The organism is Azotobacter salinestris, assembly GCF_009363155.1.
GTDB lineage: Bacteria > Pseudomonadota > Gammaproteobacteria > Pseudomonadales > Pseudomonadaceae > Azotobacter > Azotobacter salinestris.
The window spans coordinates 1,695,480-1,718,975 of record NZ_CP045302.1 but is presented as its reverse complement, the minus strand read 5'-3'; the positions used below and the strand labels follow the sequence as shown (position 1 = coordinate 1,718,975).

Sequence of the window (23,496 nt, the reverse complement as noted above, 5' to 3'; positions counted from 1 at the left end):
AAGCGGGGAGCGATCAGACGTTGAACCGGAAGTGCATCACGTCGCCATCTTTCACGATGTAGTCCTTGCCCTCCAGGCGCCACTTGCCGGCTTCCTTGGCGCCGGCCTCGCCCTTGTACTGGATGAAGTCGTCGTAGGCGATGACCTCGGCGCGGATGAAGCCCTTCTCAAAGTCGGTGTGGATCACCGCGGCGGCCTGCGGCGCGGTGGCGCCGACCTTGACGGTCCAGGCGCGCACTTCCTTCACGCCGGCGGTGAAGTAGGTCTGCAGGTTGAGGAGCTGGTAGCCGGCGCGGATCACCCGGTTCAGGCCGGGCTCCTCCATGCCCATGGACTCGAGGAACATCTGCTTTTCCTCGTCGTCGTCGAGCTCGGCAATTTCCGCCTCGATCTTGTTGCACACCGGCACCACGATGGCGCCTTCTTCCTCGGCGATGGCTTTCACCACGTCGAGGTGCGGGTTGTTCTCGAAGCCGTCCTCGGCGACGTTGGCGATGTACATCACCGGCTTGCTGGTCAGCAGGTGAAAGCCGCGAATGATGCGCTTCTGCTCGTCGTCCATGCCCTTCATCAGCGAGCGGGCCGGCTTGCCCTCGCTGAAGTGCGGAATCAGCTTCTCCAGCAGGGCCTTCTGGGCGAGGGCTTCCTTGTCGCCGCCCTTGGCGTTGCGCGCGACCTTCTGCAGCTGCTTCTCGCAGCTGTCGAGGTCGGCGAAGATCAGTTCGAGGTCGATGATCTCGATGTCGCGCCTGGGATCGACGCTGTTGGACACGTGGATGACGTTGTCGTCCTCGAAGCAGCGCACCACGTGGGCGATGGCGTCGGTCTCGCGGATGTTGGCGAGGAACTTGTTGCCCAGGCCCTCGCCCTTGGAGGCGCCCGCCACCAGGCCGGCGATGTCGACGAACTCCATGGTGGTCGGCAGCACGCGCTCGGGCTTGACGATGGCGGCCAGGGCGTCCAGGCGCGAGTCGGGCATCGGCACGATGCCGCTGTTCGGCTCGATGGTGCAGAACGGGAAGTTCTCGGCGGCGATGCCGGACTTGGTGAGGGCGTTGAACAGGGTGGACTTGCCGACGTTGGGCAGGCCGACGATGCCGCAGTTGAATCCCATGGTGTGTCCCTCGCAGAGCTGGAGTCGGTGGAAAAGGGTGGGCTCAGGCTTTCCTGCTGTGCAGCTGCTGCATGGCGCGGGTCCAGTGGCCGTCGAGCATGTCCGGCAGCACGTCGAGGGCAAAGTCGATGCTGGCCTCGAGCTTTTCCTGTTCGCTGCGCGGGGCCCGGCCGAGCACGAAGCCGGAGACGAGCGTCTTGTCGCCGGGGTGGCCGATGCCGAGCCGCAGGCGATGGAAGGAATTCTGGTTGCCGAGCTGGGCGATGATGTCCTTTAGCCCGTTGTGCCCGCCATGGCCGCCGCCCTGCTTGAGTCGGGCGGTGCCGGGGGGCATGTCGAGTTCGTCGTGGGCCACCAGGATGGCCGCCGGCGGGATACGGAAGAAGTTCGCCAGCGCCGCCACGGACTGGCCGCTGCGGTTCATGTAGGTGGTGGGAATGAGCAGACGAACGTCGCGGCCCTGATGGCTGAACTTGCCGACCAGGCCGAAATACTTCTTGTCGGCGCTGAGGCCGACGCCCTTGGCGGACGCCACGCGCTCGACGAAAAGGGCCCCTGCGTTGTGCCGGGTCTGCTCGTATTCATGGCCGGGATTTCCCAGGCCGACGATCAGTTGCACGGCAGTCATCGCAGAGGCCCTCCTGGACTCCGAGAAATTACTCGGCGCCTTCTTCCTTCACGCGGGAGGCGTGGATGTTGGCCACGGCCAGGTCGTTGCCGTGGGCCAGGGCCACCAGCTCGACGCCGGCCGGAACGGTCAGGTTGGACAGGTGAACGATCTGACCGACTTCGACCTTAGCCAGGTCGACTTCGATGAACTCCGGCAGGTCCTTCGGCAGGCAGGACACTTCCACTTCACTGATCACGTGGGAGACTTCGCCACCCTGCTGCTTCACGCCCACCGAGGCTTCGGCGTTGATGAAGTGCAGCGGCACGTGGGCGGTCAGCTTGTGGTCGGCGACCACGCGCAGGAAGTCGGCGTGCATCACGATGGCCTTGGACGGGTGGCGCTGCAGGGCCTTGATCAGCACGGTTTCGGTGGTGCCGGCGACGTTCAGGGCGATCACGTGGCTGAAGGCAGCCTCGTCTTCGATCAGCTTGGCGATTTCCTTGGCCAGCAGGCTGATGGACTGGGGCTCCTTGTCGCCGCCGTAGATCACGGCGGGGACCTGGTCGGCGTTACGACGCAGGCGGCGGCTCGCACCTTTCCCCAGGTCGGAACGCACTTCGGCATTCAGGGCAAAATCGGTCATTGCGTTTCTCCAGAATGACAGCATCGCCCGCGACGCTTGCGACCAGCGTCCGGGCGATGGCTGAGGGCCTCGCACTTGGCGAGGCGGTGGTATCGGCGCCCGTTCCTAGCGGAACATGGCGCTGATGGATTCCTCGTTGCTGATGCGCCGTACCGCTTCGGCCACCACCGGGGCGATGTCCAGCTGGCGGATGCGCGGGCAGGCCTGGGCGGCGGCGGACAGCGGGATGGTGTTGGTCACCACCAATTCGTCCATCACCGAGTTCTCGAGGTTCTCGATGGCGCGGCCGGACAGTACCGGATGGGTGCAGTAGGCGTATACCTTGGCGGCGCCGTGCTCCTTGAGGGCCTTGGCCGCATGGCACAGGGTGCCGGCGGTGTCGACCATGTCGTCGACCAGGATGCAGGTGCGGCCTTCCACATCGCCGATGATGTGCATGACTTCCGACTGGTTGGCCTTCGGCCGGCGCTTGTCGATGATGGCCAGATCCACGCCCAGGGACTTGGCGACGGCGCGCGCGCGCACCACACCGCCGATGTCCGGAGAGACGATCATCAGGTTCTCGAAGCGCTGGGCCTGGATGTCGTCGACCAGTACCGGCGAGCCGTAGATGTTGTCCACCGGGATGTCGAAGAAGCCCTGGATCTGGTCGGCGTGCAGATCGACGGTGAGCACGCGGTTGACGCCGACCACGTCGAGCATGTCGGCCACCACCTTGGCGCTGATCGCCACACGGGCGGAGCGCGGGCGGCGGTCCTGGCGGGCATAGCCGAAGTAGGGGACGACTGCGGTGATCCGCGAGGCGGAGGAGCGGCGGAAGGCGTCGGCCATCACCACCAGTTCCATGAGGTTGTCGTTGGTCGGCGCGCAAGTCGGTTGAATCAGGAAGACGTCCTTGCCACGGACATTCTCGTTGATCTCAACGCTGATTTCGCCATCGGAGAACTTGCCTACGGAGGCATCGCCGAGGGGAATATGCAGCTGACGTACGACGCGACGCGCCAGATCGGGGTTGGCATTCCCCGTGAAGACCATCATCTTGGACACGCGCAGTACCTGCCGGCTGAGGGTGGACCCGATGAAATTAAAAAGCTGCTCAAAAAGGCGGCGTAATTGCGGCATTTTTGAACAGCTTCCTGGAATATGGCAGGGGCGGCTGGATTCGAACCAACGCATGGCAGGATCAAAACCTGCTGCCTTACCGCTTGGCGACGCCCCTGTGGCGTTACATCCTTGAATACCCGGTCGATGCGTGCGACCCCGGTAGGGAGATGGCAGGGGCGGCTGGATTCGAACCAACGCATGGCAGGATCAAAACCTGCTGCCTTACCGCTTGGCGACGCCCCTGTGACACACGATCATCGAATGCTAGGCATTCACTCCCTGCGCCAACGTCTCTAGCTTGCGGTGCAACATCGAGCGGTTGCGACCCTGGGCAACGAAACCCGGCATGGTCACTGGAAGTTGGCGGGCGACTTTATCAGCATCGTCCCGATTTGGGAAGCTCCCAAATACGCAAGCTCCAGTTCCGGTCATTCTGGCTGGAACGAATTTGTTCAACCAGTTCAAGGCATTACGCACTTCCGGGTAGCGCCTCTCGACGACTGCCTGGCAGTCGTTGCGACCGTCCCCTGCAAGGAGGCTGCGAACTGTAATGGCCGGTGTATTACGTGTCAACTCCGGGTCGGAAAAAATTTCTGCTGTGCTGACAGTGACTTGCGGTGCCACGACGAGAAACCAGGGCTCCTCGAGTTCGACCGGTTGCAGGCGTTCGCCGACCCCTTCGGCGAAGGCGGCACGGCCGCGCACGAAGACCGGCACGTCGGCGCCCAGGGCGAGGCCCAGTGCGGCCAGGCGGTCCTCGCTCCAGCCCAGTCGCCAGAGGCGGTCGAGGGCGAGCAGGGTGGTCGCCGCGTCCGAACTGCCGCCGCCGATGCCGCCGCCCATCGGCAGGCGCTTGTCCAGCCAGATGTCGGCACCCAGCCGGCAGCCGCTCTGCTGCTGCAGCCGGCGTGCGGCGCGGACGATCAGGTTGCTGTCGTGGGGAACGCCGGGAATTTCCGTGTGCAGGCGGATCGCGCCATCCTCGCGTACGGCGAAGCCCAGCTCGTCGCCGTGGTCGAGGAACTGGAACAGGGTCTGCAGCTCGTGGTAGCCGTCGGCGCGGCGGCCGAGGATGTGCAGCATCAGGTTGAGCTTGGCCGGTGCCGGCAGGATCAGTCGGGCGTGCTGCATGGTGTTCAGAGCCCCAGCCGGCGCGGTTGCCAGTCCTTGATCACCAGGGTGATGACCAGGTCCTGGCCGTACAGCTTCAGGCGCTCGGGCAGCCAGAAGCCGTTCTGTTCGACGTAGCGCTGGTATTCGACCTGCCAGCCGTCCTGGCTCAGCCGGGCCAGGTGGCTGTTGCCGTCGAGGGTGAGCCGGCTGCGACTGCCGGGGGCCGGCAGGCCGCGCACCCACCAGAGCAGGTGGGAAACCGGCAGGCGCCAGCCGAGCTGCTGCTCGAGCAGGGCTTCCGGCGATTCGGCCTGGTAGCGCCCCTGGCCGGCGACCTCGAGCTGGATTGTGCCGGGACGGCCGGTCAGGCGCGCCGCGCCGCGGCCGAGCGGGCCGGACAGGCGGATGTCGTAGTACTCCTGGCGCTGCAGCCAGAACAGGGTACCGCTGCCGGATTCGCGGGGCGCCTGGATGCCGACCTTGCCGCTGATCTGCCAGGCGTCGAGGGCGCCGATCTCGCGCTTGTGCACCTGCCAGCGGCCGGGATCGCCCTGGCCCTCGAGGGCCTCCCGGGAAGTCAGGCCGGCACAGCCGGCCAAAAGGGCGAGCAGGACGAGCAGCAGGCCGTGGCGGAGAAACGGAAGCGGGGTGGGCATGGCTCAGAAGGTCTCGGATCCGGTCAGGCGCAGCAGGGTACTGCGCAGGATGGCGCTGTCGGGCTGTTCCTCGAGGGCCTTGGCCCAGACCTTGCGGGCTTCGCGCTGCTTGCCGCGGGCCCAGAGTACTTCGCCCAGGTGGGCGGCGATCTCGTGGTCGGAGATGCGCTCGGCGGCCAGGCGCAGCAGGCGCTCGGCTTCGCCCAGCTGGCCCAGGCGGTAGTGCACCCAGCCGAGGCTGTCGAGAATCGCCGGATCGTCCGGGTTCAACTGATGGGCCTGTTCGATCAGCGCCTTGGCCTCGGCATAGCGGGTGGTGCGGTCGGCCAGGGTGTAGCCGAGGGCGTTCAGGGCCATGGCGTTGTCCGGTTCACGGGCGATGATGAAGCGCAGGTCGTGCTCCAGCTGGGCCAGGTCGCCGCGCTTCTCGGCCAGCATGGCGCGGGTGTAGAGCAGGTTGAGGTCGTCCGGGAACTGCCGCAGGGCGCGCTCGATGACCTGCCAGGCCTCGTCGAGCCGTTCGCGGTTGGTCAGCGCCTCGGCCTCTATCAGGTAGAGCTGCAGGGCGTAGTCCGGCTGGTTCTCGCGGGCCTGCGCCAGGCGCGCCGCGGCTTCCTGCGGGCGGTTGCGCTCGAAGAGGATCTCGGTCTGGCGCAGTTGCGCCGGCAGGTAGTGGTTGCCGGCACCGACCAGGGCGTATTCGATCAGCGCGCTCTCCGGGTCCTCGCGCTCTTCGTAGACACGGCCCATCTGGTAGTGCGCGGCATCCACGTAGCTGCCGCGCTCGATCAACTCCTCCAGGTAGACCGCGGCTTCGTCCCAGTCCCTGGCTTCCAGGCAGACCAGCGCCATGGACAGACGCAGGTCGTCGTCTTCGGGGAACTGCCGGACCAGGGTGGCGAACTCGTCCTTGGCATCGTCGAGGTGGCCCTGCTCGACCAGCAGGCGGGCATAGGTCAGGCGCAGGCGCTTGTCGTCGGGGTGCTGGCGCATGCCCTTCTTCAGCAGGGCGCGCGCGTCGTCGCTGCGCCCCAGCCCCTGCAGCAGGCGCACGCGCAGCAGCAGCGGGGCGATTTCCTGTTCGCTCGCCGGGTGGTCCTCGAGCAGTTCGAGGGCGGCTTCGGGCTGATTGTCCTGCTGCAGCAGCAGCGCCTTGCCGAACAGCAGCTGGCCGTTCTCCGGAGACCTGGCGAGCAGCCGGTCGAAGCTCTGCATCAGTCCGGCGCGGGTTTCCGGATCGCTTTCCGCGGCGGCCAGGGCCAGGAAGTCGAAATGGGTATCGCCCTGGGCCTGCAGAACCCGCTCCATGTAGCCCATGGACTCGTCGTAGCGGCCGCTGCGCGCCAGCTGGATGGCGGCGGCGCGCTGCGCGTCAAGATTGGTCGGGGCGTTGTCCGCCCAGATCAGCACGCTCTCCAGGGCGGTCTGGTCGGCGCCGAGGTATTCGGCGATGCGGAAGGCCCGTTCGGCAACGCCCGGGTCCTGGGTGACCTGGGCCTGTGCGGCATAGTTTTCCAGGGCGATATCGAAGCGGTTGCGCTGCCCCGCCAGCTCGCCGACCAGCAGGCTGTAGAGGGTGTCTTCGCGGAACGGGGCAACCGGCTGCGGAGGCGGCGGGCTGGCCGGGGCGGGCGACGGTGCGGCCTCTTCCTTCGCCGGCGGTCTGCTACCCGGCTGGGAGAGGCTTTGGCAGCCGCCGAGGAACATCATGACGGCCAGCGAGGCGAAGATTTTATTCATAGGGAGGGGGAAGGCGATGGTTGCACCGGAAAAGTGGGAAGCATCATGACACAAGCCGCCGGTCAAGCCCATGGCTACGGGGGCCGGCGGGGCGCGGAACAGGCGGGCGGAGGTTGTTCTCCATCCGATGAAATAGGACAATCGTGTGCTTCCCCTGTTCGGATCTGCGCACCTGAATGGCATTCCTCGCCCTCGGTATCAACCACAAGACCGCCTCGGTGGATGTCCGCGAGCGCGTGGCGTTCACCCCCGCGCAGCTCACCGAGGCACTGCAGCAGCTCTGCCGGCATACCGACAGCCGCGAGGCGGCGATCCTCTCCACCTGCAACCGCAGCGAACTCTATCTGGAGCAGGATAGCCTGGGGGTCGAGGCGGTGCTGCAATGGCTGGCCGACTACCACCGGCTGAGCCTGGACGAGCTGCGCGCCTGCGCCTACGTGCATCAGGACGAATCCGCGGTGCGCCACATGATGCGCGTCGCCTCGGGACTCGACTCCCTGGTGCTCGGCGAGCCGCAGATCCTCGGCCAGATGAAGATCGCCTACGCCGTGGCGCGCGAGGCCGGCACCGTCGGCCCGCTGCTCGGCCGGCTGTTCCAGGCCACCTTCAGCACCGCCAAGGCGGTGCGCACCGACACCGCCATCGGCGAGAACCCGGTGTCGGTGGCCTTCGCCGCGGTCAGCCTGGCCAAGCAGATCTTCAGCGACCTGCGCCGCAGCCAGGCGCTGCTGATCGGCGCCGGGGAAACCATCACCCTGGTCGCCCGCCACCTGCACGAGCAGGGCGTCAAACGCATCGTCATCGCCAACCGCACCCTGGAGCGCGGCCGGCTCCTGGCCGAGCAGGTCGGCGGCCAGGCGATCATGCTCGCCGATCTCGGCAGCGAGCTGCCCAACAGCGACATCGTCATCAGCTCCACCGCCAGCCAGCTGCCGATTCTCGGCAAGGGTGCGGTCGAGCGGGCGCTGAAACAGCGCAAGCACAAGCCGATGTTCATGGTCGACATCGCCGTGCCGCGCGACATCGAGCCGGAGGTGGGCGATCTGGACGACGTCTACCTGTACAGCGTCGACGACCTGCACGAGGTCATCGAGGAAAACCGCAAGAGTCGCCTGGACGCGGCGAAGGCGGCGGAGGAGCTGGTTGCCGCCGGCGCCGACGACTTCATGCTGCGTCTGCGCGAGCTGGCCGCGGTGGACGTGCTCAAGGCCTACCGCCAGCAGGCCGAGCGGCTGCGCGACGAGGAACTGGCCAAGGCCCAGCGCCTGCTGGCCAACGGCAGCGACCCGCTGGAGGTGATCGCCGCCCTGGCGCGCGCATTGACCAACAAGCTGCTGCATGCGCCCAGCGTGCAGCTGAAGAAACTTTCCGCCGACGGTCGCTTCGATGCGCTGGCCGTGGCCCAGGAACTCTTTGCCCTCGACGAGGGTGAGTCGAAACGATGAAAGCCTCCCTGCTGAACAAACTCGATCTCCTGCACGACCGCTACGAGGAACTCACCGCGATGCTCGGCGACGCTGAGGTGATCGCCGAACAGACCCGGTTCCGCGCCTATTCCAAGGAGTATGCCGAGGTCGAGCCGGTGGTCGCCGCCTACCGCGAATTCCGCAAGGTGCAGGACGATCTGGCGGGCGCCCAGGCGCTGCTCAAGGACAGCGACCCGGACCTGCGCGAGATGGCTGCCGAGGAGGTGACCGAGGCCCGCGAGCGGTTGGCCGGCCTGGAGGATCGTCTGCAGCGCATGCTGCTGCCCAGGGACCCCAACGACGGGCGCAACGTGTTCCTGGAAATTCGCGCCGGCACCGGCGGCGACGAGGCGGCGATCTTCGCCGGCGACCTGTTCCGCATGTACTCGCGCTATGCGGAAAAGCAGGGCTGGCGGATCGAGGTCCTCTCGGAGAACCCGGGCGAGCACGGCGGCTACAAGGAGATCATCACCCGCGTCGAGGGCGACAGCGTCTACGGCAAGCTGAAGTTCGAGTCCGGCGCCCATCGCGTGCAGCGCGTGCCGGAAACCGAGTCCCAGGGCCGCATCCACACATCGGCCTGTACCGTCGCGGTGCTGCCGGAGCCGGACGAGCAGGCGGCGATCGAGATCAACCCGGCCGAGCTGCGCGTCGACACCTACCGCTCCTCGGGGGCCGGCGGCCAGCACGTCAACAAGACCGACTCGGCGATCCGCATCACCCACCTGCCCACCGGCATCGTCGTCGAATGCCAGGAGGAGCGCTCGCAGCACAAGAACCGCGCCAAGGCCATGGCCTGGCTGGCGGCCAAGCTGCAGGACCGCCAGGATGCCGCCGCGCACAAGGAAATCTCCGAAACCCGCAAGCTGCTGGTCGGCTCGGGCGACCGTTCCGAGCGCATCCGCACCTACAACTTCCCGCAGGGGCGGGTCACCGACCACCGCATCAACCTGACCCTCTACGCCCTCGACGAGGTCATGGCCGGTGGCGTGGAGGCGGTGATCGAGCCCTTGCTCAGCGAATACCAGGCCGACCAGCTGGCTGCGCTGGGGGATTGATCCTGTGATGCCGTAGGGTGGAAAACCCGCGCAGCGGTTTTCCACCTTCGGGCCAGCGCCGGTGTGCTGGTCCAGCCCACGACCGGAGATAGCCGCCTCCATGGCAAGCATCGAAAACCTGCTGAACAGCGCCGATCTGCCCGACTCGCCCAGCCCGCGGCTGGATGCCGAGTGGCTGCTCGCCACGGCCCTCGGCAAGCCGGCCAGCTACCTGCGCACCTGGCCCGAGCGGGAAGTGCCGGAAGCGGTGGCCGCACGTTTCGCCGCCGACCTGGCGCGCCGCCGGGCTGGCGAGCCAGTGGCCTATATCCTCGGCCGCCAGGGCTTCTGGAGCCTCGATCTGGAAGTGGCGCCGACGACCCTGATTCCCCGCCCGGACACCGAGCTGCTGGTGGAAACCGCCCTGGCGCTGCTGCCGGCGACCGATACCGCAGTGCTCGACCTCGGCACCGGCACGGGGGCCATCGCCCTGGCGCTGGCGGCAGAGCGTCCGGCCTGGCGGCTGGCCGGCGTCGACCGGGTTGCGGAGGCGGTCGCACTGGCCGAGCGCAACCGCCTGCGCCTGGGCCTGGGCAATGTCGAATTCCTGCAGAGCGACTGGTTTTCCACGCTGGATGGCCGGCGTTTCGACCTGATCGCCAGCAATCCCCCCTACATCGCTGCCGACGATCCGCACCTGGCCTTGGGCGATGTGCGCTTCGAGCCGGCCAGCGCGCTGGTGGCCGGTGCCGACGGGCTGGACGATATCCGCCGGATCGTCGCCGAGGCTCCAGGACACCTGAAGGCCGGTGGCTGGCTGCTGCTGGAGCACGGCTTCGAGCAGGCCGGCGCGGTGCGCGCACTGCTGGCGGCCCGCGGCTTCGTCGAGGTGCACAGCCGCCGCGACCTCGGCGGCCACGAGCGCATCAGCCTGGGGCGGCTGGCGGCGTGAGGCCGGAGGTGTGCGGCGGAGCCGCCGGGCTCCCAGGTGCGCCCATTCATCGAATCCATCTTTCGTCAGGACAAGTCCATGCTCAGTGATCAAGAACTGCTGCGCTACAGCCGCCAGATCCTCCTGCCGCAGATCGACGTGGACGGCCAGCTGCGGCTGAAACAGAGCCGCGCGCTGATCGTCGGCCTCGGCGGGCTGGGCTCGCCGGTGGCGCTCTACCTGGCGGCGGCGGGGGTCGGCGAACTGCATCTGGCGGACTTCGACAGCGTGGATTTGACCAACCTGCAGCGCCAGGTCCTGCACGACACGCCGAGCGTCGGCCAGGGCAAGGTGGACTCGGCGCTGGCCCGGCTGGCAGCGCTCAACCCCGAGGTCGCCCTGCATCCGCTGCGCGGCGCCCTGGATGCCGACTCGCTGGCCGCGGCGGTGGCCGCGGTGGACCTGGTGCTCGACTGCAGCGACAACTTCGCCACCCGCGAGGCGGTCAACGCCGCCTGCGTGGCCGCCGGCAAGCCGCTGGTCAGCGGTGCGGCGATCCGCCTCGAGGGCCAGCTCTCGGTGTTCGACCCGCGCAGCGAGGGCAGTCCCTGCTACCACTGCCTCTACGGCCACGGCAGCGAGGCCGAGCTGACCTGCAGCGAGGCCGGGGTGGTCGGTCCGCTGGTCGGTCTGGTCGGCAGCCTGCAGGCGCTGGAGGCGCTCAAGCTGCTGGCCGGCTTCGGCGAGCCGCTGGTCGGCCGCCTGCTGCTGGTCGATGCGCTGACCAGTCGTTTCCGCGAGCTGCGCGTGCGGCGCGATCCGCAGTGCCCGGTCTGTGGAGTGCGGCATGGCCAGTGAGGCGCCGGTCGGCGTTTTCGATTCCGGGGTCGGCGGTCTGTCGGTGCTGGGCGAGATCCGCGCCCGGCTGCCCCGCGAGTCTCTGTTCTACGTCGCCGACAGCGGCCACGTGCCCTACGGCGAGAAGAGCCCTGACTACATCTGCGAGCGCTGCCGGCATATTGCCGCTTTCCTCCTCGAGCGAGGCGCCAAGGCGCTGGTGCTGGCCTGCAACACCGCCACCGCGGCGGCGGTGGCCGAGCTGCGCGAGCTGTACCCGGAGCTGCCGGTGGTCGGCATGGAGCCGGCGGTGAAGCCGGCGGCGGCGGCCACCCGCAGCGGCCAGATCGGCGTGCTGGCGACCACCGGAACGCTGAAGAGCGCCCGCTTCGCCGCGCTGCTCGACCGTTTCGCCGGCGATGTGCGGGTGATCACCCAGCCCTGTCCCGGCCTGGTCGAGCGGATCGAGGCCGGCGAGCTGGACGGGCCGCAGACCCGCGAGCTGCTGCAGGGCTTCGTCGCGCCGCTGCTGGCCGAGGGCTGCGACACCCTGATCCTCGGCTGCACCCATTACCCCTTCGTCAGGCCGCTGCTCAGGGAGCTGGTGCCGGGCTCGGTCAGCCTGATCGACACCGGCGCCGCGGTGGCCCGCCAGCTCGAACGCCTGCTTGAGGCCCGCGACCTGCTGGCCTCCGGGCCGGCCGCCGCGCGCTTCTGGTCGAGCGGCGATCCGGCCGGGCTGGAGCGGGTACTGCCGCTGCTGTGGGGCACGCCCGCGACGGTCGAGGCGCTGCCCTGCTGAGGTGGCTCAGCCGCGGCGGGGCAGGGCCTTGAAGGCGGCCAGGGCGCGTTCGCGGCTGTAGGGCAGCTCGACGATCGGCGGCGGATAGCCGGCGGGGCGGAACAATCCGACCGGCGCGTGGATGTCGCGCCTGTCCAGGCCCTCCAGCTCCGGCAGCCACTGGCGGATGAAGCGCCCGTCCGGGTCGAACCTGCGCGACTGGGCGAGCGGGTTGAACAGGCGGAAGTAGGGCACCGCATCGGTGCCGGTGGAGGCGCTCCACTGCCAGCCGCCGTTGTTGGCGGCAAGATCGCCGTCGATCAGGTGGCGCATGAACCAGCGCTCGCCGTGCCGCCAGTCGATCAGCAGGTTCTTGGTCAGGAACATGGCGACCACCATGCGCAGGCGGTTGTGCATCCAGCCGGTAGCGAGCAGCTGGTGCATCGCCGCATCGACCAGCGGAAAGCCGGTGCGCCCCTGCTGCCAGGCCTCCAGTTCCGCCGGGGCATCGCGCCAGGGCAGGGCCTCGGTTTCCGCGAGGAAGGCGCGGCCCATCGACACCCGCGGGTAGCCGACCAGCACATGCTTGTAGAACTCGCGCCAGAGCAGTTCATCGAACCAGGCGGAGACGCCCGGGCGGTCGAAGTCGCCGCCACCGGCCTGCAATGCTGCGTGCAGGCACTGGCGCGGCGACAGCACGCCGGCGGCGAGGTAGGGCGACAGCCGGCTGGTGCCGGGCTCGGCGGGAAAGTCGCGGGCTTCGGCGTAAGCGGCGAGGCGGTTCTCGACGAACTCATGCAGGCGCCGCTGCGCGGCCGCTTCGCCTGCCGGCCAGAGCCGGCGCAGGGATTCCGGCGGGGTGGCGAAACCTTCCAGCGCGGCGGGAACGGCATCGCTGGCGACGGCCAACGGCGGCTGCGCGGCGGGCTGGCCGTCGACTGCCGGCAGGCCGGAGGTCAGGTGCTGGTGGCAGGCCCGGCGGAACTGGCCGAACACCTGAAAGCAGCCGCCGGAGCGGGTCAACAGGCTGCCCGGGGCGAACAGCAATTGGTCCAAGTGCCGCTGCAGGCCGATGCCCTGCGCCTGCAATGCGCTCTCCACCGCCGCATCGCGGCGGCTTTCGTGGACCCCGTATTCGTCGTTGACGTGTACCCGGACGATGTTCTGCTCATGGCACAGGCGGGTGAGGAGGGCGGGCGCCTCGTCCCAGGTATCGGCCCGGCGGATCAGCAGCGGCACACCCAAGCGCGCCAGGCTGTGCGACAGCTCGGCCAGGTTGCGCAGCCGGAAGTCGACCTTGCACGGGGCGTCGTCGTGGGCGCGCCACTGGCCGGGGCTGAGCAGGTAGAGGGCGAGGGTCGGTCCCGCAGCCATGGCGGCCCTCAGGGCGCGGTTGTCGCGGACGCGCAGGTCGCTGCGCAGCCAGATCAATTGGCGCATGGCGCTTTCCCGTGCAGCTCCTGCAGGAGCCGCAGTGCGACGGACGGGTTCTCGGCCAGCAGCAGGCCGGGCAGCTGCGACAGCGCTTCTCGTTGTGCAGCCGCCGCCGGACCGGCCAGCAGCACCGGGAACCTGCTGCCGCGGACCAGGCGCTCCAGCTGGCGCAGCTGCACCGCCGTCAGCGGCTGGGTGGCGTGCAGCAGCAGGCCGCACGGCGCGAGGCGCGGCAGCGCCAGCTCCAGTTCGGTGAGGGACGCGGGGCCGTCGAGCACCTCCAGCGGGCTGCCGGCCGCCGTGGCGAGCCAGGCGCAGAGCCACAGGCCGGGCTCGATCGGCTGTCCGGCGAGGCCGGCGAGCAGCAGCGGCGCGCCGCCGTTCTGGCGGCTGTGCTGTTGGACGCGGGCAGCGAGCCGGGTGCGCAGCCAGGACAGGAAGAACGCACGCTCCAGCCCGGCACCGGCCCGCTCGCGTCGCTCCAGCTCGGCGAGCAGCGGCTGGAGCAGGCGCTCGCAGAGCAGGGGGGCAGGATAGAGCGCGCCGGCCTGGTCGAACAGAGTATCGAGACGGCGGCTGGCCAGCGCCTCGATGGCGGCGAGCAGTTCCGCTTGCAAGACCTGCCAGGGGCTGTCGGGGGCCGCTTCGGCGTCGCCCGGCGGCTCGCGGTCGAGCAGGTCGCGGACCTGGCCGACGGCCACGCCGCGGTTCAGCCAGGCGAGCACCGCGTGGATGCGCGCCACATGGGTGTCGTTGTACAGGCGGTGCCCCTTGGGCGTGCGGCGGGGCAGGATCAGGCCGTAGCGACGCTCCCAGGCGCGCAGGGTGACCGGGTTGACCCCGGTCTGCCGGGCGACCTCGCGGATCGGCAGCCAGCCGGGCTCGGCGGCGGTTTCGGGCTCATCGAGCGCTGGGGCGGGCAGTAGTTTTTCGGACATCGTTCAAATCGCGTTGCGCAAGCCAAGCTCTTCGGGGTGTGGCTGCAGGTAGGCCTGCCGGGCCACATAGGGGTGGGGATGGCGGCGGAAATGGTGCTTGAGCAGGGTCAGGGGCACCACCAGCGGCAGCATGCCGAGGCGGTATTGCTCGATCAACTGCTGGAGTTCCTCGCGCTCGTCCGCATCCAGGGCCGGCCGCAGATAGCCGCAGAGGTGCTGCAGCACGTTGCCGTGGCTGCCGCGGCTGGCGCACTGGCGCAGCGCGGCCATCAATTGAGCGAAGTAGCACGGGCCGAGTTCCTCGGGCGCATGCCGGCCGGTCTGGCCGAGCAGCCGGCCGAGCGCCCGGTACTGCTGCGGGTGGTTGGCCATCAGCAGGTACTTGTGGCGGGCATGGAAGTCGAGGATCGCCTGGCGGGTCAGGCCCTGGCCGAGCAACCGGCGCCACTCGGCATGCACGAACACCCGGGTGACGAAGTTCTCGCGCAGCACCGGGTCGTGCAGGCGGCCGTCTTCCTCCACCGGCAGCTCCGGACGGCGCGCGCAGAAGGCGGCGGCGAACAGGCCGCGGCCACCGCCTTCGGCGGGGTGGCCGTTGGCCTGGTAGACCTTGACCCGCTCCAGGCCGCAGGAGGGAGATTTCTGCATGAAGATGAAGCCGTCGATGTCGTCCAGCTCGCCGGCCATGCGCTCGCCGTAGGCGGCGAGCGGTGCGCCGACGTCGAGCGTGGCATCGCGCGTGCCGACCGCCCGCGGGCTGGCCGGATCGCCCACCAGGCGAATCGGCTGGCGCGGCGTGCCGAGGCCGATGGCCATTTCCGGGCAGAGCGGGACGAAGTCGAAGTGCCTGGCGAGCTCGCGGCTGCACAGTTGCGATTCCTTGTGGCCGGCGTTGAAACGCACCCGCTCGCCGAGCAGGCAGGCGCTGATGGCGATCTTCGGTCTGGCGGTGGACATGGACGACCTCGCGAATATCTGTACAGATTCCGTGATTTGTATAAGCATGCGCCGAGCTTAGGGGTATTCCTGTACAGGATCAACCGTTTGTATAGCTTTCGGCGCCGAGCCGAGTCAGGAGGAAGGGAAAACATGGCATGGCTGCGCGGCAGGAAGATGGATGGGCGGGCAGCGGTGACGGCCGCCATGCGGTGGCCGTCGGGCGGGTATGCTTCTTCGGAATGGGCGCGAAGCTCAGCTCGCGCGGTGCTGCAGCAGCTTGCGGGCGGCCTCCTGGCCGCTCAGCCAGGCGCCTTCGACGCGTCCGGACAGGCACCAGTCGCCGCAGGCGTAGAGGCCCAGGCTGGAATCGGCCAGGGCGCCCCAGCCATGGCTGCCGACCGGCCGGCCGTAGAGCCAGCGGTGGGCGAGGCTGAACACCGGCTCGGGCACGGTGCAGCCGATCATTTCGGCGAAGGCGCCGTACAACTGCTCGATGATCTGCTCCTTGGCCACATCGAGGTTCTGCCGGGTCCAGCGGCTGCTGGCCTGCAGCACCCAGGTGTCCGGCTGGCTGGCGCGACCGGGCTTGCCGTGGTTGCGCGACACCCATTCGAGCGGGCTGTCCTGGATGAAGCAGCCGTCCACCGGCGTTTCCAGCGGCTGCTCGAAGGACAGGGCGACCGCCCAGTTCGGCTCCATCGCCACGCTGGCCACGCTGCTGGCCAGCTTCGGCGCGGCCGCCAGCAACTGCGCCGCCTGCGGCGAGGGCGTGGCCACCACCACCTGGCTGAACGGACCGTAGGCCTTGCCGTCGGCATCCTGCAGCATCCAGTGCTGCTTGCCATGGAAGACCTCGGTGATGCGGCAGGAGAAGCGCACCGGCATGTCACCGAGCAGGCCGCGGGTCAGGGCGCTCATGCGCGGCGTGCCGATCCAGCGGATCTGCTCGTCCTGGGATGGGCGCAGCGCGCCGTTGGCGGAATCGTAGAGACTGGGCTGCCATTCGGCGATCCAGCCCTGGTTGCGCCATTGCTGGACCGCCTCGGCGAAGCGGCGGTCACGGCAGGTGAAGTACTGGGCACCCAGGTCGAGGGCGCCGACCTCGGTACGCTTGCTGGCCATGCGGCCGCCGCTGCCCCGGCCCTTGTCGAACAACTGGACCTCGAGTCCCGCCGCGTGCAGAGCCCCCGCCGCGGAGAGCCCCGCGATACCTGTGCCAATGATGGCAATAGGAAAAGTCATGGTTTACCTCGTACCCCTTCAGCAGGTGCGCCGCTGACGAATTCCCCGCTCCGTACATGCGGCGCAGATCACAACGGTTGGTGCTCCTTCATCTGTACTCCTAAATCAACAAGTGCGAAAGCGAAAAAGCGTCATAAATTCAAAGTAGGGCCATGCGTGCCTTTGGGCAATGCGAGGAGACGGCAATGCACATTTTGCTGACTGGCGGTACCGGACTGATGGGGCGTTCCCTGTGCCGGAACTGGACTGCCGAAGGACACCGGCTGACGGTGTGGAGCCGCTCGCCGGAGCGGGTTCCCGGCCTCTGCGGGCCATCCGTGCGCGGGGTCGGCCGGCTCGAGGAGCTGGACGGCGAGACGCTGGACGCGGTGATCAACCTGGCCGGCGCGCCCATTGCCGAGCGGCCTTGGACGCGCCGGCGCAAGGCCGTGCTCTGGTCCAGCCGGATCACTCTGACCGAGCACCTGGTGAACTGGCTGCAGACCCGCATGCAGCGGCCGCGGGTGCTGATCTCCGGCTCGGCGGTGGGCTGGTACGGCGATGGCGGCGAGCGCGAGCTGCGCGAGGACATGGGGCCGGTCGGCACGGATTTCGCCAGCCAGCTGTGCGGCGCCTGGGAGGACACGGCGCGGCGCGCCGAGGAGCTGGGCATCCGCGTGGCGTTTCTGCGCAGCGGGGTGGTGCTGGCGCCCGACGGCGGCTTTCTCCAGCGCCTGCTGCCGGTGTTCCGCCTGGGGCTGGGCGGGCCGCTGGGCAATGGCCGGCAGTGGCTGCCGTGGATACATATCGCCGATCAGGTCGCGCTGATCGACTTTCTCCTGCACCGGGAAGATGCGCGGGGTCCCTATAATGCCTGCGCGCCACAGCCGGTGCGCAACGGCGAATTCGCCCGCGCCCTAGGGCAGGCGCTGCACCGTCCGGCGCGGCTGTCGGCGCCTGCCTTCGCCCTGCGCCTGGGGCTGGGCGAGCTGGCCGGGCTGCTGCTCGGCAGCCAGCGCGCCGTGCCGGCACGCCTGTGCGAGGCCGGCTTCGTGTTTCGTTTCACCGATCTCAACGCTGCCCTGGCCGATCTGCTGGGCGACCATCGAAGTAAGGATGTTGCATGACCGATCACGCGCTGCTGCTGGTCAATCTGGGCTCGCCCGACTCCCCCGGGGTGGCCGATGTGCGCCGCTATCTCAACCAGTTCCTCATGGACCCCTACGTGATCGACCTGCCCTGGCCGCTGCGGCGCCTGCTGGTCTCGCTGATCCTGCGCAAGCGGCCGGAGCAGTCGGCGCACGCCTATGCCTCGATCTGGTGGCCGGAAGGCTCGCCGCTGATCGCCCTCAGCCGGCGCCTGCAGGAGGCGGTGCAGGTTCACTGGCACGAGGGGCCGGTGGAGCTGGCGATGCGCTACGGCAGCCTGAGCATCGAGGCGGCGCTGAGCCGGCTGGCGGAGGGGGGCGTGCGCCGGGTGACCCTGGCGCCGCTCTACCCGCAGTTCGCCGACAGCACCGTGACCACCGTGGTGGAGGAGACCCGGCGGGTGCTGCGGACGAGCGGCCTGGCGCTGGAGCTCGAGGTGCTGGAGCCCTTCTTCGCGCGGCCGGAGTACCTCGAGGCCCTGGTGCAGAGCGCCAGGCCCCATCTGCAGCAGGGCTTCGACCATCTGCTGCTGAGCTTCCACGGCCTGCCGGAGCGGCATCTGCGCAAGGCCGATCCGAGCGGCAGGCACTGTCTGAGCAGCGCCGACTGCTGCCGCCAGGCGCCGCCAGAGGTGCTGGCGCGCTGCTATCGGGCTCAGTGCCTGCGAAGTGCCGAGGGCTTCGCCCGACGGATGGGGCTGGACGAGCGGCAGTGGTCGGTGTCCTTCCAGTCGCGCCTGGGACGCGCCAAGTGGATCGAGCCCTATACCGAGGAGCAGCTCGATGCGCTGGCCGCGCGTGGGGTGAAGAGGCTCCTGGTGATGTGCCCGGCCTTCGTCACCGACTGCATCGAGACCCTGGAGGAGATCGGCCAGCGCGGCCGCGAGCAGTTCCAGGCGGCCGGTGGCGAAGAACTGGTCCTGGTGCCCTGCCTCAATGATCACCCGGCGTGGGCATCGGCGCTGGCGCAGATGTGCCGCACGCCGACCTGAGCCTCAACCCGGTTTCTGCTTGGTGCCGAAGACCTTGTCGCCGGCATCGCCGAGGCCGGGGATGATGTAGCCGTTCTCATTGAGGCGCTGGTCGATGGCCGCGGTATAGATGGTCACGTCGGGGTGCGTCTGCTCGAGCAGGCGGATGCCCTCCGGCGCGGCGACCAGCACCAGGGCGCGGATCTCCTTGCAGCCGGCCTTCTTCAGCATGTCGATGGTGGCGGCCATGGAGCCGCCGGTGGCGAGCATGGGGTCGACGATCAGCGCCAGGCGCTGGTCGATCTCGCCCACCAGCTTCTCCACGTAGGTGTGCGCGACCAGGGTTTCCTCGTCTCGCGACAGGCCGACCACACTGACCTTGGCGCTCGGGACCAGTCGCAGCACGCCGTCGAGCATGCCGATCCCGGCGCGCAGGATGGGTACCACGGTGATCTTCTTGCCGGCGATCTTCTCCACTTCCACCGGACCGCACCAACCCTCGATCTGACAGCTCTCCAGCGGCAGGTCCTTGGTGGCCTCGTAGGTGAGCAGGGCACCGACCTCCTGGGCCAGTTCGCGGAAACTCTTGGTGCTGATGTCGGCGCGGCGCATCAGGCCGAGCTTGTGGCGGATCAGCGGGTGGCGGATTTCGTGGATGGGCATGAAGGACTCCGGCACTCAGGGATGGTGCCTGAATTAAAACACGGCCGGCCGGAGAATGAATCGCACTGCCGGTGGCCGGGCCGCGGGGCTTGCCCGCGGCAAGAGCGCTGGGTAACGTTCCCGCTTCGATTGCCGGGGCCGACCCGCTGCAGCGGATCCTTCACGCTCCATCCATCCGAGGTAAATGTCATGTCCGTCGATCTCGCCCATATCCGCCAAGTCATGGCGGAGGCCGATTGCCTGTTCAACCATGCCGAAGTCGAGGCAGCGATCGGACGCGTCGCCGCGGCGATCAACGCCGAGTTGGCCGAGCGCAATCCGGTGGTGTTCTGCGTGATGAACGGTGGCCTGGTCTTCGCCGGTAAGCTGCTGCCCCTGCTGGGGTTCCCGCTGGAACTGTCCTACCTGCACGCCACCCGCTACCGCAACGAAACCCGCGGTGGCGACCTGTTCTGGAAGGCCAAGCCGGAAATCTCCTGCATCGACCGCGACGTGCTGATCATCGACGATATCCTCGACGAGGGGCACACCCTGGCGGCGATCATCGATTTCTGCCGCCACGAGGGCGCCAGCGCCGTGCATACCGCGGTGCTGGTGGACAAGCAGCACCAGCGCAAGGCCGCGCCCGACCTCAGGGCCGACTACGTGGGATTGAGCTGCGAGGACCGTTACATATTCGGCTACGGCATGGACTACAAGGGCTACTGGCGCAACGCCGCCGGCATCTATGCGGTCAAGGGGCTGTGAGACGCCGCCTGCCGAAGGCAGCTAGAATGCGCCCTTTCCAGAGCGGTCAATGGAGCGAAACATGCGCAAGAAAGACAAGAAGCAGGTGATCGGCGAGGAGATCGGCGACGAGAAGATCCGTCTGTTCCTCGAGGTCGAGCCGGCGGACGCCACGCCGCCCGCCCTGCACAAGCTGGTCAAGGCCTACCGGGGACTGCGGGTGGACGATTTCGAGCGGTTCGTGGGCTTCTTCGTCGAGGCCGGTTACGACCTCTCGACACAGGATGCCCAGGGCCGCGACTTCGTCGCGCTGATCCAGGACCAGCGCCTCGCCGAGCCCTATATCGAGATCGTGCGGGCTGCCCAGCGCTGAATCGGGCGACTTCCTCCGAAAACGAAAAAACCGCCTGTTCAGGCGGTTTTTTCATGGCCGGCAGTCCGATCAGCTGTCGGCGCTGGCTGCCGCGGGCGCGGTCTTGGCCGCAGCGGGGGTGACCAGGGCCAGACGCTGGTTCGACGCGGCCTGGACGCTGCGGTACAGCTCGGCGTCGCTCTCCAGCTCCTTGGCGGAGGCCTTGAAGATTTCCTTCAGGCGGCTGGTCCACTCTTCGGACTTCATCCGGTCGGTGAAGCAGCGCTGCAGCAGGTCGAGCATGGCCGACACGGAAACCGAGGCGCCCGGCGAGGCGCCCAGCAGGGCGGCGATGGAGCCGTCCTCGGCCGCGACGATCTCGGTGCCGAACTCCAGCTTGCCGCCGCGCTCGGCATCCTTCTTGATGATCTGCACACGCTGGCCGGCGACTTCCAGGCGCCAGTCCTGGGGATTGAGCTCGGGGTAGAAGCCGCGCAGGGTTTCCAGACGATCGCCCATGGACTGCTTCACTTCCTTGATCAGGTAGCGGGTCAGGTCCATGTTGTCTCGGGCCACCGCCAGCATCGGGCCGATGTTGCTCGGGCGGATCGACAGGGGCAGGTCGAGGAAGGAGCCGTGCTTGAGGAACTTGGTGGTGAAGCCGGCGTAGGGGCCGAACAGCAGGGACTTCTTGCCATCGACCACGCGGGTGTCGAGGTGCGGCACCGACATCGGCGGTGCGCCGACCGCGGCCAGGCTGTAGACCTTGGCCTGGTGCTGCTTGACGATTTCCGGGTTGTCGCAGCGCAGCCACTGGCCGCTGACCGGGAAGCCACCGTAGCCGTGGCCTTCCGGAATGCCGGACATCTGCAGGAGGGGCAGGGCGCCGCCGCCGGCCCCGAGGAACACGAAGCGGGCCTTGATGACGCGGCTCTCGCCGCTCTTGCGGTCCTTGACGGTGACTTTCCAGCCGTCGTCGCTACGCTCGAGGCCGGTGACCTTGTGGTCGTAGCTCTGGGTGACGTCGGGCTTGCTGGCCAGGTGTTGCAGCAGCTGGCCGGTCAGGGCGCCGAAGTTGACGTCGGTGCCGCCCAGGGAGCGGGTCGCGGCCAGGCGCTCGTTCGGGTCGCGGCCGGCCATCATCAGCGGCATCCACTCGTCGAGGGTCGCCTTGTCCTCGGTGTATTCCATGTCGGCGAAGCAGTGATGCTTCTTCAGCACGTCGAAGCGCGTCTTGAGGAAGCCGATGTCCTTGTCGCCGCGCACGAAGCTCAGGTGCGGGACGGGACTGATGAACGACTGCGCCGAGCCGAAGGTGCCCTGCTCCAGCAGGTAGGCCCAGAACTGCTTGGAGACCTCGAACTTGGCGTTGATCTCGACGGCCTTCTGCGCCTTGACCGAGCCGTCGGCCGCCTGCGGGGTGTAGTTCAGTTCGCAGAGACCGGCATGTCCGGTGCCGGCGTTGTTCCAGGGGTTGGAACTTTCCAGGGCATCGGAATCCTGCATCTCGATGATTTCCAGCTTGATGCCGGGATCGAGTTCCTTCAGCAGCACGCCCAGTGTCGCGCTCATGATGCCGGCGCCGACCAGCACCGCATCGACTTCGTAGTTTTTCTGCGCCATTAACGCCTCCAAATCTGCAACATCAATTGGCAGTACGACCTTGTGCCGAATCCCCGGGCATCGAGCTGCGCCCTTGCCCTGCGAGGATGCTTCGGCCGTCCGGTCGGCCTGTTATCCGTTGTTCCTTGACGGGCACCTGCCGACTGCGTCGGCCGTGCTCCTGCGGGATACCTGGGCGGCTGCCGGGAAAACGGGCGGGATCCCGGTCGGCAGCCGGCGACTCTCGTCGCGGCATCCATTCGGCCGGCCCTAGCGGGTAGACCCCGATCTCTCGGTCAGTGGATCATCGATGGGCGAAGGAGCACGAATGTTCGCTCGGGACGCATCGTCGTTCATTGCTCGCCACACTCTTTCGAAGTAGTGAAAAAACCGCATTGTCACGCTCTTTTTGTTGAGAGGCATGAACCTTGCTCGTCGTTGTCTGCGGCACGCCAATACCCCGAGGCGTAACGAGACACGCCGCGTCCCTGCAAGCGATTAAAGTGTTCTGCGCGATGGGCGGAAAGTAAAACCGGTGCTGACCATGCTGGCAGCGGATGGGCGACTCTCTGGGGGAGGTCCTGCCAAGCTGCACGGCTGTGCATGACGATGCCCGATCAGGAGGCGACCTTATAATCGGGGGTCGAGTATACCGCCAAATCGGCAGGTTTGGCCCTTTGGCTTTAGTTTTATTCGGGTGCTATCGATACCGGCCGTGCCGCGCTCCGGGGAGCCTTTGCCTCGGCTGCGGGCGGGGATCGCTGTCGCTATACTGCGCTTCCTTCGCGTAATCTGGAGAATCGCGCATGCTGCATCGTCTGTTGCCTGTGCTCGGCCTGATCGCCGTCGCCAGCCTGGGGCTGGCCGGCTGTGCCCTCAGCCCGCAACAAATCACCCCCGAACCCAAGCTCAATACGCCACTCACCGCAGTCGGCAGCGGTCAGCCCGTCGTCGTGCGGGTGGTCGACGGACGCGCCTCGCCGAACCTCGGTACCCGCGGCGGGCTGTATCCGGAAACCAGCGCGATCGTCGTGCGCGGGCAGGATGTGCTGCCCCGGCTGCAGACCCAGGCCGAGACGGCCGTGCGCCTGCTCGGCTTCACCCCGTCGCCCAATGCCTACAATGCGCCGCAGCTGACGCTGACCCTGGCCGAACTGAAATACCAGTCGCCGAAGAAGGGACTGTATGTCACCGAGGCCGATATCGGCGCGACCTTCCGGGTCGATGTGCAGAACAGCGGGCGCCGCTACAGCGGCCGCTATGGTGCGTCGCTGAACCAGCGCTTCGGAATGGCGCCGAACCAGCAGACCAACACCAAGCTGATTGGCGATGTGCTAAGCGATGCCCTGACCCGTGCCTTCAAGGATCCGGCCATCGGTCAGCTGCTGCTGGGACGTTGAGACGGGATGTATGCGGCCCGGTCCGTCGCCGGGCTTTCCTTCGCAGGGGCGGGAGCCGGTGGCGGCAGCC

General features: G+C 68.0%; 23 protein-coding genes and 2 tRNA genes. 10 read left to right on the top strand and 15 right to left on the bottom strand.

Annotation, left to right across the window (positions count from 1 at the left end; genetic code table 11):
• Positions 1–13 precede the first annotated feature (13 nt).
• From ychF to GCU53_RS08110, 9 genes are all read right to left on the bottom strand, one after another.
• Positions 14–1,114 carry a redox-regulated ATPase YchF gene (gene ychF / locus GCU53_RS08150; RefSeq protein WP_152387181.1) on the bottom strand — a complete coding sequence of 367 codons (1,101 nt, stop codon included), beginning with the start codon at positions 1,112–1,114 and terminating at the stop codon, positions 14–16.
• Positions 1,115–1,157: 43 nt separating this feature from the next.
• Positions 1,158–1,742: an aminoacyl-tRNA hydrolase gene (gene pth / locus GCU53_RS08145; RefSeq protein WP_152387180.1), complete on the bottom strand. Its 585-nt coding sequence runs from the start codon at positions 1,740–1,742 to the stop codon at positions 1,158–1,160.
• A gap of 28 nt (positions 1,743–1,770) precedes the next feature.
• Complete coding sequence (locus tag GCU53_RS08140; RefSeq protein ID WP_152387179.1) at positions 1,771–2,367, bottom strand: 50S ribosomal protein L25/general stress protein Ctc; 597 nt, start codon at positions 2,365–2,367, stop codon at positions 1,771–1,773.
• A 105-nt stretch (positions 2,368–2,472) separates the two neighbouring features.
• The gene (locus GCU53_RS08135) at positions 2,473–3,414 is read right to left on the bottom strand and encodes a ribose-phosphate pyrophosphokinase (RefSeq protein WP_152387178.1); all 942 of its coding nucleotides are present in this window, start codon (positions 3,412–3,414) and stop codon (positions 2,473–2,475) included.
• A 97-nt stretch (positions 3,415–3,511) separates the two neighbouring features.
• A tRNA-Gln gene (locus tag GCU53_RS08130) sits at positions 3,512–3,586 on the bottom strand.
• Positions 3,587–3,639: 53 nt separating this feature from the next.
• Positions 3,640–3,714, bottom strand: a tRNA-Gln gene (locus GCU53_RS08125).
• Positions 3,715–3,735: 21 nt separating this feature from the next.
• Positions 3,736–4,602 (bottom strand): 4-(cytidine 5'-diphospho)-2-C-methyl-D-erythritol kinase, encoded by an 867-nt coding sequence (ispE, locus tag GCU53_RS08120; RefSeq protein ID WP_152387177.1) that lies wholly within the window; start codon positions 4,600–4,602, stop codon positions 3,736–3,738.
• 5 nt (positions 4,603–4,607) lie between these two features.
• Entirely contained in the window at positions 4,608–5,240 is a 633-nt protein-coding gene (gene lolB / locus GCU53_RS08115) for a lipoprotein insertase outer membrane protein LolB (RefSeq protein ID WP_152387176.1), read from the bottom strand.
• A gap of 3 nt (positions 5,241–5,243) precedes the next feature.
• The gene (locus tag GCU53_RS08110; protein ID WP_208845457.1) at positions 5,244–6,980 is read right to left on the bottom strand and encodes a tetratricopeptide repeat protein; all 1,737 of its coding nucleotides are present in this window, start codon (positions 6,978–6,980) and stop codon (positions 5,244–5,246) included.
• 176 nt (positions 6,981–7,156) lie between these two features.
• Between GCU53_RS08110 and hemA the strand changes: the two genes are divergently transcribed.
• The 5 genes from hemA to murI all read left to right on the top strand — a co-directional run bounded on the left by hemA (position 7,157) and on the right by murI (position 12,053).
• Positions 7,157–8,425: a glutamyl-tRNA reductase gene (hemA, locus tag GCU53_RS08105; RefSeq protein WP_152387175.1), complete on the top strand. Its 1,269-nt coding sequence runs from the start codon at positions 7,157–7,159 to the stop codon at positions 8,423–8,425.
• Positions 8,422–9,504: a peptide chain release factor 1 gene (gene prfA, locus GCU53_RS08100; protein WP_152387174.1), complete on the top strand. Its 1,083-nt coding sequence runs from the start codon at positions 8,422–8,424 to the stop codon at positions 9,502–9,504. Before hemA ends, prfA begins: the two co-directional genes overlap by 4 nt.
• Positions 9,505–9,604: 100 nt before the next feature.
• A complete protein-coding gene (gene prmC, locus GCU53_RS08095) occupies positions 9,605–10,435 on the top strand; it encodes a peptide chain release factor N(5)-glutamine methyltransferase (protein ID WP_152387173.1) in 831 nt (276 codons plus the stop codon).
• Positions 10,436–10,513: 78 nt separating this feature from the next.
• Positions 10,514–11,272 carry a molybdopterin-synthase adenylyltransferase MoeB gene (locus GCU53_RS08090; RefSeq protein WP_152387172.1) on the top strand — a complete coding sequence of 253 codons (759 nt, stop codon included), beginning with the start codon at positions 10,514–10,516 and terminating at the stop codon, positions 11,270–11,272.
• Positions 11,262–12,053 carry a glutamate racemase gene (murI, locus tag GCU53_RS08085; RefSeq protein ID WP_152387171.1) on the top strand — a complete coding sequence of 264 codons (792 nt, stop codon included), beginning with the start codon at positions 11,262–11,264 and terminating at the stop codon, positions 12,051–12,053. Before GCU53_RS08090 ends, murI begins: the two co-directional genes overlap by 11 nt.
• A gap of 6 nt (positions 12,054–12,059) precedes the next feature.
• Here the strand turns inward: murI and phrB are convergent, their stop codons facing one another.
• From phrB to GCU53_RS08065, 4 genes are all read right to left on the bottom strand, one after another.
• Entirely contained in the window at positions 12,060–13,472 is a 1,413-nt protein-coding gene (phrB, locus tag GCU53_RS08080; protein WP_152387170.1) for a deoxyribodipyrimidine photo-lyase, read from the bottom strand.
• On the bottom strand, positions 13,460–14,404 hold the full coding sequence (locus GCU53_RS08075; protein WP_152387169.1) for a MerR family transcriptional regulator: 945 nt from the start codon (positions 14,402–14,404) through the stop codon (positions 13,460–13,462). The genes phrB and GCU53_RS08075 overlap by 13 nt, the downstream gene beginning before the upstream one ends.
• 3 nt (positions 14,405–14,407) lie before the next feature.
• Positions 14,408–15,361, bottom strand: a complete 954-nt coding sequence (locus GCU53_RS08070) for a YbgA family protein (protein WP_152387168.1) — start codon at positions 15,359–15,361, stop codon at positions 14,408–14,410.
• A gap of 234 nt (positions 15,362–15,595) precedes the next feature.
• Positions 15,596–16,585, bottom strand: a complete 990-nt coding sequence (locus GCU53_RS08065) for an NAD(P)/FAD-dependent oxidoreductase (RefSeq protein ID WP_152387167.1) — start codon at positions 16,583–16,585, stop codon at positions 15,596–15,598.
• A gap of 185 nt (positions 16,586–16,770) precedes the next feature.
• Here GCU53_RS08065 and GCU53_RS08060 point away from each other — a divergent pair, with 185 nt between their 5' ends.
• Positions 16,771–17,691, top strand: a complete 921-nt coding sequence (locus tag GCU53_RS08060) for a TIGR01777 family oxidoreductase (RefSeq protein ID WP_208845456.1) — start codon at positions 16,771–16,773, stop codon at positions 17,689–17,691.
• Positions 17,688–18,704, top strand: a complete 1,017-nt coding sequence (gene hemH, locus GCU53_RS08055) for a ferrochelatase (protein ID WP_152387165.1) — start codon at positions 17,688–17,690, stop codon at positions 18,702–18,704. The genes GCU53_RS08060 and hemH overlap by 4 nt, the downstream gene beginning before the upstream one ends.
• Positions 18,705–18,707: 3 nt before the next feature.
• On the opposite strand, the gene upp is transcribed toward hemH, so the two are convergent.
• On the bottom strand, positions 18,708–19,346 hold the full coding sequence (gene upp, locus GCU53_RS08050) for a uracil phosphoribosyltransferase (RefSeq protein WP_152387164.1): 639 nt from the start codon (positions 19,344–19,346) through the stop codon (positions 18,708–18,710).
• Between the two features lie 189 nt (positions 19,347–19,535).
• On the opposite strand from upp, the gene GCU53_RS08045 reads away from it, so the two are divergent.
• Both GCU53_RS08045 and GCU53_RS08040 read left to right on the top strand, forming a co-directional pair.
• Positions 19,536–20,093, top strand: coding sequence for a hypoxanthine-guanine phosphoribosyltransferase (locus tag GCU53_RS08045; protein WP_152387163.1), 558 nt, complete (start codon positions 19,536–19,538; stop codon positions 20,091–20,093).
• Between the two features lie 61 nt (positions 20,094–20,154).
• Entirely contained in the window at positions 20,155–20,445 is a 291-nt protein-coding gene (locus GCU53_RS08040) for a PA4642 family protein (protein ID WP_152387162.1), read from the top strand.
• Positions 20,446–20,514: 69 nt separating this feature from the next.
• Here the strand turns inward: GCU53_RS08040 and mqo are convergent, their stop codons facing one another.
• The gene (mqo, locus tag GCU53_RS08035; RefSeq protein WP_280115870.1) at positions 20,515–22,059 is read right to left on the bottom strand and encodes a malate dehydrogenase (quinone); all 1,545 of its coding nucleotides are present in this window, start codon (positions 22,057–22,059) and stop codon (positions 20,515–20,517) included.
• Positions 22,060–22,832: 773 nt separating this feature from the next.
• Between mqo and GCU53_RS08030 the strand changes: the two genes are divergently transcribed.
• Entirely contained in the window at positions 22,833–23,426 is a 594-nt protein-coding gene (locus tag GCU53_RS08030) for a YajG family lipoprotein (protein ID WP_152387160.1), read from the top strand.
• Positions 23,427–23,496 lie beyond the last annotated feature (70 nt).

What these genes read in the sequence shown, in the direction of transcription:
- ychF (WP_152387181.1), bottom strand. Translation starts at nt 1,114, where the DNA reads ATGGGATTCAACTGCGGCATCGTCGGCCTGCCCAACGTCGGCAAGTCC.
- pth (WP_152387180.1), bottom strand. Translation starts at nt 1,742, where the DNA reads ATGACTGCCGTGCAACTGATCGTCGGCCTGGGAAATCCCGGCCATGAA.
- GCU53_RS08140 (WP_152387179.1), bottom strand. Translation starts at nt 2,367, where the DNA reads ATGACCGATTTTGCCCTGAATGCCGAAGTGCGTTCCGACCTGGGGAAA.
- ispE (WP_152387177.1), bottom strand. Translation starts at nt 4,602, where the DNA reads ATGCAGCACGCCCGACTGATCCTGCCGGCACCGGCCAAGCTCAACCTG.
- lolB (WP_152387176.1), bottom strand. Translation starts at nt 5,240, where the DNA reads ATGCCCACCCCGCTTCCGTTTCTCCGCCACGGCCTGCTGCTCGTCCTG.
- GCU53_RS08110 (WP_208845457.1), bottom strand. Translation starts at nt 6,980, where the DNA reads ATGAATAAAATCTTCGCCTCGCTGGCCGTCATGATGTTCCTCGGCGGC.
- hemA (WP_152387175.1), top strand. Translation starts at nt 7,157, where the DNA reads ATGGCATTCCTCGCCCTCGGTATCAACCACAAGACCGCCTCGGTGGAT.
- prfA (WP_152387174.1), top strand. Translation starts at nt 8,422, where the DNA reads ATGAAAGCCTCCCTGCTGAACAAACTCGATCTCCTGCACGACCGCTAC.
- prmC (WP_152387173.1), top strand. Translation starts at nt 9,605, where the DNA reads ATGGCAAGCATCGAAAACCTGCTGAACAGCGCCGATCTGCCCGACTCG.
- GCU53_RS08090 (WP_152387172.1), top strand. Translation starts at nt 10,514, where the DNA reads ATGCTCAGTGATCAAGAACTGCTGCGCTACAGCCGCCAGATCCTCCTG.
- murI (WP_152387171.1), top strand. Translation starts at nt 11,262, where the DNA reads ATGGCCAGTGAGGCGCCGGTCGGCGTTTTCGATTCCGGGGTCGGCGGT.
- phrB (WP_152387170.1), bottom strand. Translation starts at nt 13,472, where the DNA reads ATGCGCCAATTGATCTGGCTGCGCAGCGACCTGCGCGTCCGCGACAAC.
- GCU53_RS08075 (WP_152387169.1), bottom strand. Translation starts at nt 14,404, where the DNA reads ATGTCCGAAAAACTACTGCCCGCCCCAGCGCTCGATGAGCCCGAAACC.
- GCU53_RS08070 (WP_152387168.1), bottom strand. Translation starts at nt 15,361, where the DNA reads ATGTCCACCGCCAGACCGAAGATCGCCATCAGCGCCTGCCTGCTCGGC.
- GCU53_RS08065 (WP_152387167.1), bottom strand. Translation starts at nt 16,585, where the DNA reads ATGACTTTTCCTATTGCCATCATTGGCACAGGTATCGCGGGGCTCTCC.
- GCU53_RS08060 (WP_208845456.1), top strand. Translation starts at nt 16,771, where the DNA reads ATGCACATTTTGCTGACTGGCGGTACCGGACTGATGGGGCGTTCCCTG.
- hemH (WP_152387165.1), top strand. Translation starts at nt 17,688, where the DNA reads ATGACCGATCACGCGCTGCTGCTGGTCAATCTGGGCTCGCCCGACTCC.
- upp (WP_152387164.1), bottom strand. Translation starts at nt 19,346, where the DNA reads ATGCCCATCCACGAAATCCGCCACCCGCTGATCCGCCACAAGCTCGGC.
- GCU53_RS08045 (WP_152387163.1), top strand. Translation starts at nt 19,536, where the DNA reads ATGTCCGTCGATCTCGCCCATATCCGCCAAGTCATGGCGGAGGCCGAT.
- GCU53_RS08040 (WP_152387162.1), top strand. Translation starts at nt 20,155, where the DNA reads ATGCGCAAGAAAGACAAGAAGCAGGTGATCGGCGAGGAGATCGGCGAC.
- GCU53_RS08030 (WP_152387160.1), top strand. Translation starts at nt 22,833, where the DNA reads ATGCTGCATCGTCTGTTGCCTGTGCTCGGCCTGATCGCCGTCGCCAGC.